Annotated in this window: 12 protein-coding genes; 5 read left to right on the forward strand and 7 right to left on the reverse strand. The window is 61.2% G+C overall.

Annotation, left to right across the window (positions count from 1 at the left end):
* Nucleotides 1-34: 34 nt before the first annotated feature.
* Nucleotides 35-1363: a sugar porter family MFS transporter gene (locus VFU66_RS00325; protein ID WP_326444231.1), complete on the forward strand. Its 1329-nt coding sequence runs from the start codon at nt 35-37 to the stop codon at nt 1361-1363.
* A gap of 10 nt (nt 1364-1373) precedes the next feature.
* Here VFU66_RS00325 and mutM read toward each other — a convergent pair whose 3' ends face one another.
* A complete protein-coding gene (gene mutM, locus VFU66_RS00330) occupies nt 1374-2192 on the reverse strand; it encodes a bifunctional DNA-formamidopyrimidine glycosylase/DNA-(apurinic or apyrimidinic site) lyase (RefSeq protein WP_326444232.1) in 819 nt (272 codons plus the stop codon).
* A 111-nt stretch (nt 2193-2303) separates the two neighbouring features.
* Nucleotides 2304-2807 carry a monooxygenase family protein gene (locus VFU66_RS00335; RefSeq protein WP_326444233.1) on the reverse strand — a complete coding sequence of 168 codons (504 nt, stop codon included), beginning with the start codon at nt 2805-2807 and terminating at the stop codon, nt 2304-2306.
* A 183-nt stretch (nt 2808-2990) separates the two neighbouring features.
* Here VFU66_RS00335 and VFU66_RS00340 point away from each other — a divergent pair, with 183 nt between their 5' ends.
* The 3 genes from VFU66_RS00340 to VFU66_RS00350 all read left to right on the forward strand — a co-directional run bounded on the left by VFU66_RS00340 (nt 2991) and on the right by VFU66_RS00350 (nt 5322).
* Nucleotides 2991-4301: an adenylosuccinate synthase gene (locus VFU66_RS00340; RefSeq protein ID WP_326444234.1), complete on the forward strand. Its 1311-nt coding sequence runs from the start codon at nt 2991-2993 to the stop codon at nt 4299-4301.
* A 38-nt stretch (nt 4302-4339) separates the two neighbouring features.
* A complete protein-coding gene (locus VFU66_RS00345; RefSeq protein WP_326444235.1) occupies nt 4340-4627 on the forward strand; it encodes a putative quinol monooxygenase in 288 nt (95 codons plus the stop codon).
* A 173-nt stretch (nt 4628-4800) separates the two neighbouring features.
* Nucleotides 4801-5322 carry a nuclear transport factor 2 family protein gene (locus VFU66_RS00350; RefSeq protein ID WP_326444236.1) on the forward strand — a complete coding sequence of 174 codons (522 nt, stop codon included), beginning with the start codon at nt 4801-4803 and terminating at the stop codon, nt 5320-5322.
* Nucleotides 5323-5405: 83 nt separating this feature from the next.
* Here VFU66_RS00350 and VFU66_RS00355 read toward each other — a convergent pair whose 3' ends face one another.
* Both VFU66_RS00355 and VFU66_RS00360 read right to left on the reverse strand, forming a co-directional pair.
* Complete coding sequence (locus VFU66_RS00355) at nt 5406-5723, reverse strand: hypothetical protein (protein WP_326444237.1); 318 nt, start codon at nt 5721-5723, stop codon at nt 5406-5408.
* A gap of 73 nt (nt 5724-5796) precedes the next feature.
* Nucleotides 5797-6372, reverse strand: a complete 576-nt coding sequence (locus VFU66_RS00360) for an HIT family protein (protein WP_326444238.1) — start codon at nt 6370-6372, stop codon at nt 5797-5799.
* 306 nt (nt 6373-6678) lie between these two features.
* Here VFU66_RS00360 and VFU66_RS00365 point away from each other — a divergent pair, with 306 nt between their 5' ends.
* Nucleotides 6679-8613 (forward strand): 30S ribosomal protein S1, encoded by a 1935-nt coding sequence (locus VFU66_RS00365; protein WP_326444239.1) that lies wholly within the window; start codon nt 6679-6681, stop codon nt 8611-8613.
* A gap of 74 nt (nt 8614-8687) precedes the next feature.
* Here VFU66_RS00365 and VFU66_RS00370 read toward each other — a convergent pair whose 3' ends face one another.
* The 3 genes from VFU66_RS00370 to VFU66_RS00380 all read right to left on the reverse strand — a co-directional run bounded on the left by VFU66_RS00370 (nt 8688) and on the right by VFU66_RS00380 (nt 17570).
* Complete coding sequence (locus VFU66_RS00370) at nt 8688-12500, reverse strand: TonB-dependent receptor (RefSeq protein ID WP_326444240.1); 3813 nt, start codon at nt 12498-12500, stop codon at nt 8688-8690.
* Nucleotides 12501-12695: 195 nt separating this feature from the next.
* On the reverse strand, nt 12696-13601 hold the full coding sequence (locus tag VFU66_RS00375) for a LysR family transcriptional regulator (protein ID WP_326444241.1): 906 nt from the start codon (nt 13599-13601) through the stop codon (nt 12696-12698).
* Between the two features lie 363 nt (nt 13602-13964).
* Nucleotides 13965-17570 (reverse strand): TonB-dependent receptor, encoded by a 3606-nt coding sequence (locus VFU66_RS00380; protein ID WP_326444242.1) that lies wholly within the window; start codon nt 17568-17570, stop codon nt 13965-13967.
* Nucleotides 17571-17684: the final 114 nt, after the last annotated feature.

Raw genomic sequence — 17684 nt, forward strand, 5'->3', positions numbered from 1 at the left:
TGCAGTGCGAAGGAAAGGCAGGACACCTGTGGCGGTGAACAAATTTCTTCTACGCAGCGCACTGACCGGAGCCCTTGGCGGTCTGCTCTTCGGCTTCGACACGGCCGTCATTGCAGGCACGACCTATGCGCTCAAGGGACACTTCGCGCTCACGCCGTTCGCGCTTGGCTTCACCGTCTCGATTGCGCTGTGGGGTACGGTGTTGGGTGCCATGGGTGCGGGACCAATCGGGCAACGCATCGGCAGCCGCGGCACGCTGCGCATCATGGCTGTGTTGTATGTGCTCTCTGCGTTCGGCTGCGCGCTGGCTTGGAACTGGCACATCTTCCTGATCGCGCGATTCATAGGCGGACTCGGCATCGGCGGCTCTTCGGTCCTCGGGCCGGTCTACATTGCGGAGCTGGCGCCGCCGGACTATCGCGGCCGCCTCGTGGGACTCTTCCAGATCAACATCGTCGTCGGCATTCTGCTGGCGTACTTTTCGAACTTCGTCATCGCATCGTTCCATCTGGGCGCGATGGAATGGCGCTGGGAGTTCGGCGTCGCCGCCATTCCTGCCGTGCTCTTTCTGCTGATGCTCTTCGGCATTCCGCACAGCCCGCGCTGGCTGGCGGCAAAGGGCCGCGTCGATGAGGCGCGCGAGACGCTTCGCACCATCGGCGTGCCGAACCCCGAATCCGAACTCGATGAGATCGTCACCGCCATTCATCTGGACACGGCGAGCAGCGAAGAGCCGCTCTTCAAACGGCAATATCTGCTGCCCATCCTGCTCGCTGCCGGACTCGCCGCGTTCAACCAGCTCTCGGGCATCAACGCCGTGCTCTATTATCTGAACGACATCTTCGTCTCGGCCGGATTCAGCAGGATGTCCGGGGCATTGCAGGCAGTGATCGTCGGCGCGGTCAACCTGGTGGCGACGATCTTCGCCATGACACTGATCGACAAACTGGGCCGCAAGGCACTGCTCCTGATCGGCTGCGTCGGCATGGTCATCAGCCTGAGCGGAGTCGCGGCCATCTTTATGACCGGACGCTGGCGCGGCGCGCTCATCTACTTCGTCACCGGCTACACCGCATCGTTCGCGCTCTCATCCGGCTCCGTGATCTGGGTCTACATGAGCGAGATCTTTCCGACCCGCATCCGCGCCAAAGGACAGGCGCTGGGCAGCACCGTGCTCTGGGTGATGAACGGGCTGATCTCGCTGGCCTTTCCGCCGCTGGCTGCCAAATCAGCGGCGCTGCCGTTTGTCTTCTTCGCCATCGTCATGGCGGCGCAGTTCTTTGTGACGCTGGCGTTCTACCCGGAGACGCGCGGCCTCTCGCTCGAAGAGCTGCAAAAAAAGCTGCGCCTGAACGGAGCCTAGCGCCGCTGCGCTATCGCTGGCATACCGGGCAGAAGTGCGTGCCGCGTCCTGCAAGAACAATGCGCTTGATGGGCGTCTTGCACACGCGGCACGGCTCGCCGCCGCGGCTATAGACCATGTGGTGAAGCTGGAAGAAGCCGGCTACGCCTTCGGCATCAACGTAATCGGAAACGGACGAGCCGCCGAGCTTGATCGCTTTGTTGATGACCTTGATGAGCGCGGCACGGAGGCGAGTGAGTTCGTCGCGCGTCAGGCGTCCGGCGTGGCGCGTGGGGCGGACCTTCGCATGGAACAATGCTTCGTCCGCGTAGATATTGCCGATGCCGTGCAGCAGGGACTGGTTGAGCAGCGCGGCCTTGATAGGCGTTTTGCGTTTGCGAAAGAGTGCGATGAAGTCTTCGAGGCCGATGGTGAGCGGCTCCGCGCCCGGCCCCGTGTACGTCTCTGCCGTGACCGAGAGCCGTCCGAAGCGGCGCGCATCGACGAAGCGCAGCTCTTTGATTCCGTCTGCCCCGCCGCTGAGCGTGAGGATGGCGTGCGTGTGCGGTGGCACAGGCGTCTCCGGCGCGGAGACAAGCAGGCGGCCTGTCATGCCGAGATGGACAAGAAACTGAGCAGGCCGCCGCTCGCGCATCAGATCGACGACGATGGTCTTGCCCACACGGTGTACCCGCTCGATGCGGGAGCTCGTGAGGGTCTCAGCAATCATGTCAGGAGAAGACTTGAACGTCTGGGGCTTGTTGCTGGTCCACACCGCGAGAATGGTCTGCCCATGCGTGCGCGCGTGCACGCCGTTGGCGATGGTTTCGACTTCAGGAAGTTCAGGCATGTGCTGCTGTGAGTATAGGGTGATTCGTCGGCTGGCATCGAGAAGCAGATTCCTCCGCTTCGCTACGGAATGGAAATGCAACGAACTGTGAGATGGCAGAAGCGGCTGAAGCTATCCGTACAGTTCTTCCTCGCTGACGGCGGGTGCGCCGGGGTCGTGCTTTGCGGCGCGGTGGGCAGCACTGAACATGGGGCCGCGCGCGGCGACGACCGGTGCGAATTGCATGAAGCCGATGGGCTTTGGAACATCCACGTAGACGCCCTCCATGCCGCCCTGACGCAGGTAGGTCTCGTGCCAGAAGCCGGTTCCGCCCGAGTCCTTGAGGAACCTGGTCCACCAGATGCGGTGCGGCTCCGAGCGCGTCCACTTCAAGAGAGAATCCAGGTCGCGCCAGTACTGGCGCATCCCGGCGTGCATGGGGAAGAACGAGAAGAGGAAGTTTTCGTGCAGCAGCAGGCCATCAGGTTGCGCGGCTACTGACTTGGCGATCTGCGGTCCGGTGCCCATCAGCATCTTCATGCCGGCCAGGCGGTTGACCCGCATCCCCAGATAGATGACCACAAGCTCCGGATACGCAGCCAGATCGACGGTCTGGCGATTCACTTTGGTGGACATGCCCTACACTCCCTTGACTCCCTGCCATTCGATGCGCTCGCAGCCACAGCAGACACAATACAGAACATTCGCCGGACAGGATCTTGAACACAGGCCAGACAGGATATGATGAAGTGTAAGCGCCTGCTGGCTCCTGTCCGCGCGCTTCCACCCAAATCATCCCTTTTGGAGAACATACCTGTCGTGAGTCAACCGAAGTCAGCGGTCATTTTGGGCGCCCAGTGGGGCGATGAGGGCAAGGGCAAGATCGTCGATGTGCTCTCGGAGAAGTTCTCCGTGGTGGCGCGGTACGCGGGCGGACACAACGCCGGGCATACCGTCATTATTAAGGGCAAGAAGTTCGTACTTCAGCTCATCCCCTGCGGCGTACTGCGCCCGGGGTGTAAGGGCGTCATCGGCAACGGCGTCGTGCTGGACCCGATGGCCTTCCTGAGCGAGGTGAAGAAGCTCAAAGACGCGGGGTTGCCGGTCGATGGGCAGCTCTTTGTCTCGAACCGCGCGCAGGTGATCCTGCCCTATCACCGCATGATCGAGCTGGCGGCTGAAAACGCACCGGGGCGCACGAAGATTGGCACGACCAGCCGCGGCATCGGCCCGGCCTACGAGGACAAGATGCACCGCAGCGGCCTGCGCGTGGTCGATCTGCTGAACTCGGCGCTCCTGCGCACGCACATCGAGAACGCCTGCCACGAAAAGAACACCATCGCCCATGCGCTCTTCGGCACCGAACCGCTGGACCCCAAGACGATGTACGAGGAGTACACCCGCGCCGCCGAACAGGTTGCGCCCTTCGTCACCGACACCGCCGTACTGCTGAACGAAGCCATCCGCAACGGCGAGAACGTCATGTTTGAAGGCGCACAGGGTGCGCTGCTCGACATCGACCACGGCACCTATCCATTTGTCACCTCTTCCTCCGCCACGGCGGGCGGCGCAGTCACCGGCACAGGCGTCGGACCCACACAGATTGGCACGGTCATCGGCGTGACCAAGGCGTATGTCACGCGCGTGGGCGAAGGCCCGTTCCCGACCGAGATCCACGACAACTCCGCCGACCTGTTGCGCGCGCGCGGGCAGGAGTATGGCGCGGTTACAGGCCGTCCCCGTCGCTGCGGCTGGCTCGACCTGCCCCTGCTGCGCTACAGCAATATGATTAACGGCACCGAGTGGCTGGTCGTCACCAAAATGGATGTGATGGACGAGTGCGCCGAGATTCCCGTCTGCACCGGCTATAAAATTGACGGTAAAATCACAGACGTCATTCCCGCCGACATGCGGGGATTCGAGTCGATCCAGCCGATCTACACCACGCTCAAGGGCTGGAACGCCTCGACCGAGGGCATCACCGAATTCGACAAACTGCCCCGGCTGGCGCAGGATTATCTGCGGTTCCTCGAGAAAGAATCCGGCGCGAAGATCGGCATGGTCTCCACCGGACCCGACCGCGACCAGACCATGACCTTGCCCGGGTTTGAAGAGGCACTGAAGGCATAAGGGATACGCTGGCTTCATCCAGCGACGAGGCTGACAATATGTTGAGCTTTATTGTGCGGATGACCTTCGAGCACGAAGACCACGACGAGATCTCCGAGATGCTCTGCAAGCTGACCGCTGCCACCCGCAGCGAGCCCGGCTGCGTCAGCTACATCCCTCACTTCGTCGAAGGTGAGCCCTGCATGGTGCTGCTCTACGAGCAATATGTGGATGAGGCCGCACTCGAGCACCATCGCTCGACCGAGCACTTCCGCCAGTATGTCGTCGGCGGCCTCTACCAGAAGATGCGCAACCGCGAGATTGAAGACTTAATGGCGGTCTGCTGATCGCCTGTCTTCCGCAGACGGCGTGCTAACTTCGACGTTTTCATGCATCTAAGAAATTGTTGGGGAGTAGCTGCCGCGGTCTCTGCAACGAAAGTTGTTTTGACTCGCGGCGGCAAATCGGTCTACCATCCGGTACGCCTATGCGGTTCTGCGGTCGGCCAATTCGGGGTTCAGTGACAGCGGTCGCAGTAGTTCTGGCAGCAGCCGCAAACCTTGCACAGCCCGCCTTTGCCATCCATCCGCCGCATGAGCGCAAACACGACGCCAAAAAGCAGGTCGAGGTACTGGAAGAGCAGTGGCGCCGCGCGCGACTGACCGGCGATGTCGCAACCATGGAGAAAATGCTCTCCGACGACTACATCGGCATCTCCATGACCGGGCAGGTCAGCACTAAGACCCAGCAACTGGAGCGCGTCCGCGAGCACAAGATTGTCCTCACCCGACTCGACCTCGGCGATATGCAGATCAAACTGGTGGGCCAGTTGGCCATCGTCACCTCGCGCGCCGACATCGTCGGCACCAACGAAGGCATGCTGGTCCAGGGCAGCTACCGCTACACGCGCGTCTACCAGCGGCAGCCCTCCGGCGTGTGGAAGATTACCAGCTTCGAGGCCACGCGCATCCCCCGGCCCAGAAACCTGCGCGGGCACGAAGACGCCACCTCAAACACCCTTCCCCTTTCGACCCCTCAATAAGCAAGCCGCCGGAGCCAGCTTCCAGGACAAGAAAAGACCCTGCCGAAGCAGGGTCCCGTTTTATTCACAAGACTGTCATCCCTTCAGGCGATCTTCGACTTCGACCGTCCAAAGAGTCCTTCGACCACTTCGCCGGCACGCTCTTCCACGCGGACCGTGGTTCCCGGAAGATTGAGGGCCAGCAGTCTGCGGAACAGCGAGCGAGTCGAACCCGTGAGCCGTGCATCCTCGGCCTCATGGGGAAAGAGAGAAAGATATTTTTGCGCCGAAGCAACGGACTTGCGGCGCTGACCGGTAATCAGATAAGGGCGCGGATCAGGAGCGGGGGTGCCGCGATTCTCGCGTTCAGCCGGAGAACCTGACCTAAGATAGGCGGGGGAGATGCTCTGCAACGGTGTCATTGGACCCTCGATGACTGGCGAGGTTTCGCCTTCTCTATAGCATTCGATGGGTGCGACGTTGACGTGAGTTGTATCAGCTCCGGAACTGGCTCCGAAGCTTGTCCCATGATACCTCCAACGCCTCCGGAAGTACACGGGTTTCGGCACAGACGGTCATAAAATTAGTGTCACCCGTCCAGCGCGGCAGCGCGTGCAGGTGAACATGCCCCGCGACACCCGCGCCGGCCGCTTCTCCAAGGTTCAACCCCATATTCAGGCCGCTCGGCCGATAGACCGTGCGCAGAGCAACTTCCGCCCGCTGCGCCGTCAGGATCATCTCCTGAGCCTCTTCAGTGGTCATACCGGCAAGCGAATCCACATGCCGGTACGGCGAGATCAGCAAATGCCCGGTCGAGTACGGAAACGCATTCAGGCACACAAAGCAGTGCATGCCTCGATGTACGATGCGTGCGGCCCGCTCAGCGTCCTCGCGCGCCATACCGTGTGCAATCGCATAATCCGTTGCCGCCACCATGTTGCAGAAAACGCAGTGCCGGTCCTCGGCCTCGGTCGGCGGCCACGCGGCCAGCGCCTCCGGCACCCCCGTGCGGCCCTCGCGGCTGGTTCCCGTCACATAGCTGTAACGCCAGGGCGTCCAGAGTCGGTCCATGGAGTTGAGTATAAGCGTCGAATCTTGAACGTTGCCTGTCCGCAGCCAGGGCTTCATCCCCGTCTACAGCCGCTCCCACCCGCCCGCCTTGGTTGACGCGATTTCCAGAAAGGTTCTATCCTTTAGCTGTGAGCCATTGCGTGTGGGAACCAGGCAATGGACCCTCAAGCAAGACATGATTCATCTCTTCTCGCCAAAGCTGCTACGGGCATAAACAGCCGGCATCTCCGCCGGTCACACTGCTTGTCTCCGCCGCAATCGCCGCCCGAAGAGGATGAGTCTCTGGATCCCGGAGTCCGCATACACATGGTAGACAACCATCAATCTGACATTAACGAGAGTAAACCCCTGACCACCGAAACCGAAGTCCTGGCGCCCGAAGCGACAGCGGAGTCATCCGCCCTGTCTGAATCCACCCCAACCCAGCAGCATGAGACTGCCCACGAAACGTCCCCCGAGCATGGCCACGCCATCGCCGCCGCGGACGAATCCGATGATCTGAACTACGATGCCGCAGACTTTGCCGCCGCCCTCGCCAGCTTCGACCGCGAGCAGGCAGCCGAGTCCGCCGCCGCTCAGAACCTGACGGCGGAGGAGACCATTATCACCGGCACCGTCGTCAAGATCACCGACAAGCATGTTGTTGTCGATATCGGTCTCAAGTCGGAGGGCCTCATCCCGCTGGAGCAGGTGCTGGACATTCATGGACAGCCCAAGTTCCAGACCGGCGATACGGTCGAGGTTGTGGTCGAACGCGAGGAGCCCGAGGGCGGATACCTGGTCAGTTACGAAAAGGCGCTCCGTCACAAGGTCTGGGACAAGCTCGAGCTTGCCGCGACCGAAAAGACTCCGGTCAAGGGCATGGTGCTCAGCCGCGTCAAAGGCGGCCTCACCGTGGACATCGGCATCAAGGCGTTCCTGCCCGGCTCGCAGGTCGAGGTCCGGCCCGTCCGCAATCTCGACGGCTACATCGGCACGGAGATCGAGGTCCGCGTCATCAAGCTGAACAAGAAGCGCGGCAACGTCGTCATCAGCCGCAAGGACCTGCTCGAAGAGGACCTGAACGCCAAGAAGGCCGTCACGCTCCAGACCCTCGAAGAGGGCAGCGTGCTGACCGGCACGGTCAAGAACCTGACCGACTACGGCGCGTTCGTCGATCTCGGCGGTCTCGACGGCCTGCTGCACATCACCGACATGAGCTGGGGCCGCCTGACCCACCCGCGCGACCTCGTCAACGTCGGCGACGAGATCCAGGTCAAGGTGTTGAAGTTCGACAAGGACAAGCAGCGCGTCTCGCTCGGCTTCAAGCAGTTGACACCCGACCCGTGGCTCGACGCCATCGAGCGTTACCCCATCGGCGCGCAGGTGCGCGGCCGCGTCCTCTCCGTCACCGACTACGGCGCGTTCGTCGAGCTCGAACAGGGCATCGAGGGCCTCGTCCACGTCTCCGAAATGACGTGGTCGAAGCGCATGAAGCACCCCTCGAAGATGGTCAAGCCCGGCGACGAGGTGGACACCATCATCCTGAGTGTGAACCCGACAGACCGCCGCATTTCGCTCGGCATGAAGCAGTTGCAGGACAACCCCTGGGAGCAGTTGGAGGGCAAGTACCCCACCGGCTCCATCGTCGAAGGCCGCGTGCGCAACCTCACCGACTTCGGTGCCTTCATCGAGATCGAGGATGGCATCGATGGCCTGGTTCACGTCTCGAACCTGAGCTGGACCAAGCGCATCAAGCATCCCTCCGAGGTGCTCAAGAAGGGTGAGAAGATCAAGGCCATCGTTCTGGGCGTCGAGCCCGAGAACCGCCGCCTCTCGCTCGGCGTCAAGCAGCTCCAGCCGGATGTCTGGGACACCTTCTTCGCGCAGCACCGCGTCGGAGATGTCATCCACGGCAAGGTCCTGCGCACCGCACAGTTCGGCGCCTTCATCGAAATCGCCGAAGGAGTCGAGGGCCTCTGCCACGTCTCCGAAGCGGTCGATGGCAACAACAAGCCCGTGCATCTCGACGTGGACTCAGAGCACGACTTCAAGATCGTCAAGATGAACCAGGACGAGAAGAAGGTCGGTCTCAGCATCCGCGCCGTAGGCGAAGAGGCCAGCCGCGCCGAGGTCGAAAGCTACAAGGAGCGCGAGAAGTCCCCCAAGGGCAGCTCCAGTTCCTCGTCTTCGTCCTCCTCATCGAGCACCACGCTCGGCGACCTCATCAACTGGAAGCGTTCCGAGTCTGAGCGCGAGTAACCAGCTTTACTCCAAACACAAGGAAGGCCGTCCCACACCGGGACGGCCTTCCTGTTTGATTCTCCTTCCGCGCCTCAGAACTCGAACCGCGCGAAGAACTGCGCCAGCCGCGGGTTCGTCAGCTCGCTCCTTGCGTTGCCGAAGGTATGCGCGTTGTCCACGTTCGCCGCGATGGAATGAGCATCGAAGCGCACGCTGTTCGACACATTGAAGACCTCGATACCAGCCTTCAGTTTGTACCGCTCCGTCAGGGCAAACGTCTTGTGCAGACCCGCATCCACGGAGAAGTACCCGTCGCCGCGCAGCGGATTCCGTGTACCCGAGTCACCCGGCAGCGTAAAGTCGAACGCCGCATTCGCCTCCACCGGATCGGCAAACCGCTGTTGCAGCTTGCCGTGCCCAGAGGGGATCTTGCCAATCTGCGTGGCGAATCCCTGAATGTCATAGTTCGTCGGATAGTTGCCGCCGTTATCGACCGCGAAGGGCAGCCCGCTGGTCCAGCGAACGATCCCCGTCGTCTCCCACCCGCCGATCACCAGGTCGGCCACGCGCCCGATCGACGACACAAACCGCTGTCCGCGCCCGAACGGCAGCGTCCAGATGTAGTTCGAGTTGATCTGGTGCCGAATGTCGAAGTCCGATGCCCCATAGATCTGGTTCGGATCCCATGTATTGAAGATCTGCGCATTGTTGATTCCCCCCGAGCTACCCAGCCGCTCTGCCTGAGATGTCGTGTCCAACGACTTCGAGTAGGTGTAGTTCAGGTCGAACTGCAAGCCCAGACCCACCTTCTGCCGGTAGACCGCCTGCAGCGCGTTGTAGTTGGAAGCCCCGACTGAGCGCCACGCATAGAGCGCCGAGAACTGGTCGTGATAGAACCGGTTCGACGGATACGCCCCGTCCGGATTGATGCCTGCATCGGTCGCCGCATCCGGCATGTCCAGCGCATAGAGCGCGTTGGCCTCGTTGTAGATGTTCTCCTGATACAGCAGATAGATGTTCTGCGTCGCCGTCAATCCCGGCCCGAAGCCGATGTCCTGACCGTCGAGCGCGCTGAATAGCTGCTGCCAATAGGCAATCGGCGCAACCGTCGAGACGTCCACGCCGTTGCCGCCGTTCGCGCGTGACAGCAGCGCCATCTGCCTTGCCGCTGCAAAGTACGTGGTTCCCGCCGCCGACAGGTTCGTCGGCATGGCTACGTCTTCCTGCTCGAAGAGATGGTGTGCGAGGTGTCCCACGTAAGACACCTCAAACGACGAGCCGTTGCCGATCTGGCGCGTAAACGAGAGATCGATCAGGTGTGCATACGGCGTCTTCACGCCCGAGTCTTCTGACCAGTAGATTGCGCCGCTGGTCGGGCCGCTGCGCACCGGGATGCCCGGAAAGCCGACCGCGGGCGCCGCCGGCAGCAGGCTCTGTGGAACCGCGTTGACCGAGGTGAAGCGCGGTGCGTTCCCAATCTTCAGCACGCCCGCGCTGGTCTGGAGCGTCGTCGCCAGCCCGAACGAGCCTTCCGTGTCGAAGCTGTTCGTGATGCCGGCGCCGAAGTGGTCAAAGACCAGCGAATATCCCGCGCGAATGCTGCTCAGGTTATTGCCCAGCAGCCTTCCCCAGAAGCCCGTCGTCACCGAAGGCGAGTAAGCCACGGCAAACCGCGGAGCAAAGTCCACCTTGCTGGGCTGCCAGTAATCCGGCTTGCCGTTGTAGCGGCCGCTCAGCGGGAAGCCCAGCTCGCCCGCGCCGATTGCCGCCTTACCCTGTGCCGCCAGCGAACCGCGCTGGTTGACCCAGTTCGACAGCGAGAAGTTCCCCGACGCGCACGCATCGCCCGTCAACACGCACACACCCACCTGGTTGCCCGAGGTCTCCGCCGGCGTCTGTAGGTACGAGTAGCGCAGGCCATAGGTCAGGCTCAGGTTCCTCGTCGCCTTCCACGTGTCCTGTCCGTAGAACTCATACTCGTTCCAGCGGTAGTTCCGAACCACAGGAGTGCCGACCGGAAGCACCTTGCCATCCTTGGTGTTGTTGTAGGTAATGTTGCCTACGTTGATGATGCCGACCAGTCCCATCAGGGCCGAGTTGTAGGGCCCCTTGAACTTGTTCGCCACGTCCGGAAAGCCAAACGCCCCAGGATCGAACGGCCCGCCGCCGCCCGCAATCGCGGCCGGATTCAGATACTGATACGTCCCCGTCGCATTCGAGTAGGAAAGAGAGTTGCTCGAAGAGCGGTTCGAGATAAAACGGATGTTTGTGCCGAACGCGATGTTGTGACCGCCCTTCGTCCACGTCAGGTTGTCCGCAAGGTTGTAGACGGGAGTCATGGCCGAGTGGGACGACGAGTTCGACGTGAGCGGCGTCGTGCCTTGCAGCGTCACGTAAGGAGCCGATACCAGGCCCGAGCTGCTGACGCCCTGCCGCGTCAACCCGAAGATCACGGCATTCACCAGACTACTGCTGATCAGATACGTATAGCCCGCGCCAAAGCCTTTGCTGTTGGTGAGCGTCGTGCTGCTGGCCGGCTGGCCGGGAAACTGCGGTCCGCCCGGCTCCCTATCGTTCTGTAGATTGCCGCGCCAGAAGACCGTGTGCTTGCCCGCCCGGTCGATGTCCCAGTCCAGCCGCGCAATGTAGGTGTTGTAGCTGCGCTTGGCGTTGTAAGCGAAGCTGTAGCCTTCGGTGTTCAACCCGTCGCCCACGGTCGGGTTGTTCGGCTCCGGATACTTGGCAAACAGCGCCTCAACCGCAGCATTCGCACCAATGTTCTGCGGGTCCATGCTCTTGATTTGGTCCGGCGTCAGCGTATAGGTCCCGCCCGGGCAGGCGGAGGCATTGGCGCAGGTATAGGTAATAAACCCCTGCCGCAGCGAGTCGCGCGGCACCGTATTGCCGTTCGAGACAAAGCCCTGCGTATCGCGCCGTCCTTCGTAGTTCAAAAAGTAAAACGCGCGATCCTTCTTGATGGGCCCGCCGATGTCGGCCCCGAAGACGTTGCGAATCAGCTTCAGAGGCGTGTTCGGCAGCTTCTCGGCCGCCTGTGTCTGCTTGTTGAAGAAGTCATTGGCATGAAACAAATTGTTGCGGTTATAGGCATAGACCGCGCCGTGGATACTGTTGGTCCCGCTGCGTGTTACCAGTGCCACCTGCGCTCCCGACGAGCGGCCCTCCTCCGCGTTCGGATTGGTCGTCGTCACGCGAAACTCTGAGACCGAATCCTGCGTCACGCGCAGCACGCTCGTAAACGCATAGCCGTTGTTCACGTCGTTCACATCCACGCCGTCAAGCGTGATGTTCGACTGGTCCGAGCGCCCTCCGTTGGTCGCGCCGCTGCGCGAGTCGCCACTGGTATTGCCCACCGAGGTGTTGCCCGTATTGCTGTCGGTCCGCCCCAGAAACGTCACGCCAGGCTGAAGGCTCAGCAGGTCGGGCACGTTGCGTCCTTCAATCGGCAGATCCTGAATCTGCTTGCCCTCGAAGGTATTGCCCAGCGTCGCGTCGGTCGTATTCAGCATGGGCTGGCCGCCCGCAGATACCGTCACCTCCGAAACGCTCGTCGCTACGGAAAGCGTCATGTTGATTGTCGCCGGCTGGCTCACCAGCAGGTCGAACGCAGGTCGCTTGGCGGTCGCAAATCCAGCCGAGACCACCGTCAGCTCGTACCGTCCGGGTGCAAGCTGCGGAAAGGCATACGCACCCCCCTTGTCGGTGGTCGTCGCGCGCGTCACCCCCGTCAGCGGAGACACCAGCTTCACCGCCGCTCCCGGCACCACGGCACCGCTTGTGTCCGTCACTGTGCCGGAGAGCGACGTCGTCGCCTGCGCCAGCACAGACCGCGTCAAAAACAGAGCCAGACAGCAAACCAACATCCGCAACACGTGCTTCGACCTCATACGCAACCAACCCTTTCTCGTGCAACTTCACTCAGTTCAATGTTTGCATCATTTGCCGAAAGTTACCGGTAACGAAATCCGCCCACACCGGTTCCTCGTTCAGGCCCATAGTGTGTGCTCTGCTTTGCGCAGCCGAAACATTAGCATTCGGAAACCTGATAACGCTATCAATAAATTTGGAACAGTTGATGAATTTTAGGAATAATCTACCGGCGAACTCATCTTCGCTTCCCGGATGATCCACCGCGTAAACGCATTGGCCAGCGGAGAGGCTGCCTTCACCTCCGGCAGCACAATGTAATACGAACGCGCGCTCCGGATCGATTGGCCAAACAGCAGCGTCAGTTTACCTGACGCCAGCTCCTCCTCAATCAGCAGCTTCGGCAAGAGCGCCACCCCCAACCCCGACACTGCCGCCTGCGCAATCATCGCAAACTGCTCGAACCGCGGACCGCGCAACGGATGCGCGTGGTCCATCTCCATCGCCTCGAACCAATCCGCCCACGCCTCCGTGCGCGTCGATTGGTGCAGCAGAGAAGCACGCCTCAGGTCCACAGGCTTCTTGAGTCGCTGCAACGCCTCGTACTTCGGACTGCACACCGGCACCGTGTCCTCGTCCATCAGGTGATAAGCCACCGTCCCCGGCCAGCTCGGCGAACCGTAGTGAATCGCGGCGTCAAACGGCTCCACACTGAAGTCGAACTGTGACGTTCTCGTGGAAAAATTCACCGTCACATCCTGGTGCTTCTCAAGAAAACCCGGCAGCCGCGGCACCAGCCATCGCGTGGCAAAGGTCGGCAGCACCGCCAGGTTCAACAGTGTCGCACTGCCCCCGCACGACATAATCCTGCTGGTCGAGTCCTTCAAATCCACCATCACGCGGTTGACGTCCTTCAGATACAGACGGCCCGCATCCGTAATCACCACCCGCTGCCGCACACGCTCGAACAGCGACACATCCAGCAGCTCTTCCAGTTGCCGTATCTGGCGACTCACCGCGCTCTGCGTCAGGTTCAGCTCCACCGCCGCACGCGAGACGCTGCCATGCCTCGCCACACACTCAAACGATAGAAGACAAGCGATCGACGGAAGCGGCATCATACGAGAAAAGCTCCCTGCTATGCTGGATTCTCATCAAGTGGTGCAAGCATAGCATTCTATCCCCGCAACTCCCTTCCGCCAACACGCGCCTCCGCCACGTTCCATCCGCAACCACTCAGGCCAAAGCAGCATCTTGCACACAATCAACGCACGTCATCTCGACCGGAGGAACGGACAGCACCATCGTCCGTTCCGTAGCCGAGAGACCCCCGTATTTTCCTTAGCCAGTGGCAACTGTCGCCCAGACCAGCGATTCCATCCGCGTCCTCCGCACAAATCCGTGATCGTCTTTAATCGGTGTACATCGGTGCAAATCGGTGTTAAGCCTTCCCCGAATCACCTCAGCCAATCCCGGAGCCTCCGCTAGAACTGCACCTTCGCCGCGAATTGCAGAATGCGGCTCGAGTTCGCAACCGAGTTGATCTGGCCGAGGTCGGTCGGTTTATTCACCGTCGAGCCGGGCGTGCCGAAGATAGGATGGTTGAACACGTTGAACGCCTCGGCGTCGAATTTAACCGAGAGCCCCTCGCGGATGCGGAACACCCTGTGCACCGATGTATCCGCGTTCCAGTAGGTAGGCCCGTGGAGAGAATTTCGTGGCCCAGTGCCCAGAGTGCCGACCGCCGGCGTTTCAAACGCGCACGGATTGAACCACTGCGAACGGGTCCCCAGAGGACCGGCAGGAGGCGTACAGCCCGGGTTCGCGGCAATCACGCCGCTGTAGTGGGGGTCGCCCACCTGATTGGCCCGCTCGTATGTCTTCGCGTTTCCGGTATTGGCTATGTCCCCGGTTGCCATGACAGTAAAATTCTGCCCCGTGCGCACCGAGAAGATCCCATTCAGTTGCCATCCGCCCATCAGAAAATCGGGCACGCTGTGGCCAGTCGCGAACCTTCTTCCAGTCCCAAAGGGCAGTTCATAGAGAGCATGGGTGCTCAGTATCTGGGGAATGTTGAAGCTGGCGGGTCCACGGCTCCCCTTCGGATTGTATGGGTCTTCCGGAACGCCACCCTCCACGCCGAAGTATCCGTCGCCGCCTTCATTCAGCGTCTTGCTCCACGTATACGCCACCGTGTAGCCGAAGCCCGAGCTGAAATGCCGCGCCACCGATGCCTGTAGCGCGTTATACGATGCCGTCGCCCCGCTGTGGTCCCACGACTTCTGGGGGTATGCGTAGGGGAACGGCTGCCCCGTCGTGCCGGCCTTCTGCCGTGCGGCGAACGAAGCCGCCACCGCAGGCGTGCCCGTGTTGTAGTAGCCGCCGATGTCCATCCGGTGCGAAGACGACCCGACATAGTTCAGCGACAGAATCGTGTGCCCGCCGAACTGCTGCTCGATGCCCAGGTTGTACTGCTCCGAGTAAGGATTCTTCCACCGCGGATCGACCATATAGTTCACATTCGCCTTGTCGAAGGGCGTCGCCGAAGGCAGGTTGCCGCCGTTATCGGCAAAGGGGTCCTGTGCCGACGTATAGGGCGTGCCCGGTGTGTTGGTGCCGTCGATCTGCAAAGTGCCCGTGTCCGGCCACGAGCCCTGGTAGTTCTGCGTCATCTGGATAATGCCCGCCCAGTTGTCGTAGCTCATGCCAAAGCCGCCGCGCACCGACATCGTATCGTTGACGCGGTAGGCAAAGCCCAGGCGCGGGCTGATATTGTCCTTGCTGCCATGCAGAATCTTCTTGCCCAGGGCGACGCGGACATGCGCGGGAAGCGTCGCGCTGGGCAGGCACGGCGCGTGATGCCGGTCGCTGCACAGCGGCGGCAACTGTTGAAGAATGTAATCGCCGTTGTTGAAATCGAAGTCGCCGGTCTCGATGCTGCCCTGGAGCCCCACCGAAGCCTGTGTACCGAACGCAGGAATCACACTGCGGTCATAGCGGATGCCGTAGTTCACCGTCAGGTCGCGTGTCATCTTCCAACTGTCCTGTAGATAGATGCTGCCGATCCCGCCCGGCCGCTCCGTCAGCAGCACGTTGCGCTTGTTCTCGTTGTTCGGGTAGTCCAGCAGAAAGTCTGCCAGCCCGAAGCCCGACTGCGCGCTCACCTGCGCTTTGCTCATGCCGGCAGGCGAGTTCGGGTTTCCAAAGAAGTTCCCTGTCGATGCACCTGTAAAGTTCACCGCGCCTTGCCGCAGGATGGCCGTATAGTTCACCTGGTCCCAGGCGCCCCCGGCCTGGATCTGATGGTTGCCCAGCGTCTTCATCACGCTGCCCGACCACTCGTGAATGCTCGACAGGTTCTTCGACGGACTGTTGATCTCGCCCCCGCCGAAGCCGCCCGTCACCGACTGCGTCACCAGTACCGACGCTCCGCCCACAAACGAGTTGCACATGTCCGGCGAGCATCCGTAGATCTGAGCAATCTTGCGGTTCTGGAACTGCGTCAGCGAGTCGTCCTCGACGTGCGTTCTGCCGTACTGCACCTGCATGCTCGTCGTCGGACTGAAGACGTGCATCCAGCTCACGCCGTACTGCTGTGAAGGCAGCTCCAGCGAACTGAACAACGTGGGAAGCGTGCTCGGCTGTGTCTGCGACCACTGAATCGCCGAGTACCGGAAGAAGATGAAGTCCTTCGTGCCGATGTGCTGATCGATCCGGCCCGTGTAGTTGTACACCGTCTGCCGCTTCGGATCGGTGATCTGATAGTTCGCCGAAGTAGGTGACTTTCCAGGAATGACAATCGGCTTGAGTCCGCCGAAGATCGCCTTGATGAACGCGAGCGAATACGGGCTCATCTTCGACGTGGGGATCTGATTGCCGAGGAAGGCCGGACGGCTCGGCGTTGCCGCATTGTTGGCGACCGTCGGATCGTAAAGCTGGCACGCGTACGTGTGCACCGTGGTATCGCCCGCGTTGCAGGTCCCGCCGGTCTTCACACCGGTCGTGGCGCTGCTGAAGTCTCCATTGAGCTGCGCGTCGGTGGGCATCAGGATGTCTCTCGAGCCCGATTCGGAGTAGTGCGTTCCCTCGAATCCAATCTCAAAGAACGTCTTGTCGCGCCCGTTGTACAGGTGTGGAATCGTCACCGGGCCGCCCATCTGGCCGCCAAACGTGTTCAGATGATACGAAAGCGGGATGGTCGCAAAATAAGACCTTGCGTCGAAGGCGTTGTTGCGCAAAAACTCCCACGCCGAGCCGTGATAGTTGTTCGTGCCCGCCTTGGTCGCAACGTTGACCACGCCGCCCAGCGTCCCCCCGTATTGCGAGTCGTTGTGCGAGTTGATCTTGAACTCCTGGATCGTGTCGATGATCGGAGGCACAGCATAGGTGTTGTACCAGGCCTGGTTGTCGTTCAGGCCATCCACCAGATAGACCGTCGAACGATTGCCCGCACCATTGATCGACGGGAAGGAAAAGCTCGTCGAGTCCGAGGCAATGACCGGCGTATTACTCGCCGAACTGTTCTGGCCTGTGCTGATCGGCGTCACGCCCGGCGTCAGCGTCAGCAGTTGCGTAAAGTTCCGCCCGTTCAGCGGCAGGTCCGTCACAGCCTTCTCGCCGATCACCGTGCCAAGCTGCGAAGTCGAGCTCTCCACCTGCGTGCCCGCCGCCTCCACTGTCACCGTCTGCGAGACATCGCCCAGTTTCAGCGCCGCGTTCACCGTCACGGCTTGCGCCACCGCCACGTCGAACGCCGCGATGCTCTCCTTCTGGAAGCTCGGCGCGGAGAAGACCAGCACATACCGCGCCGGAGGCACACTGTTGAAGAAGTAGGACCCGGAGGAGTTCGACACCGTCGTGCGCTCCACGTTCGTGCTCGCGTTTCTGAGGACGACCTGCGCCCCCGGAACAACGCCGCCCGTCGGATCGGTCACGATACCGTTCACCGAAGACGACGAAGTCTGTGCCATCGCAGCCACGCTCAAGCCGACGAGGACCATCAAGGCCAGCCCAAGTACACGCGCCGTCCGCGCGGCAGGTTTGTTCCAGATACGAACTAATTTTGCGGCCGGATAGATAATTTCGCTCATAAAATGTCTCCGAGGAAGATTGTTGCGAATCCTATCCGGCAAGGAAAGTGAGTGTCAAGAAAATTTTTACTAATTGTATTTTTCTTTCGTCAGTCAAAACACGACGCAGAATTT

The sequence above is a fragment of the Edaphobacter sp. genome (assembly GCF_035763405.1).
Taxonomy (GTDB): domain Bacteria; phylum Acidobacteriota; class Terriglobia; order Terriglobales; family Acidobacteriaceae; genus Edaphobacter.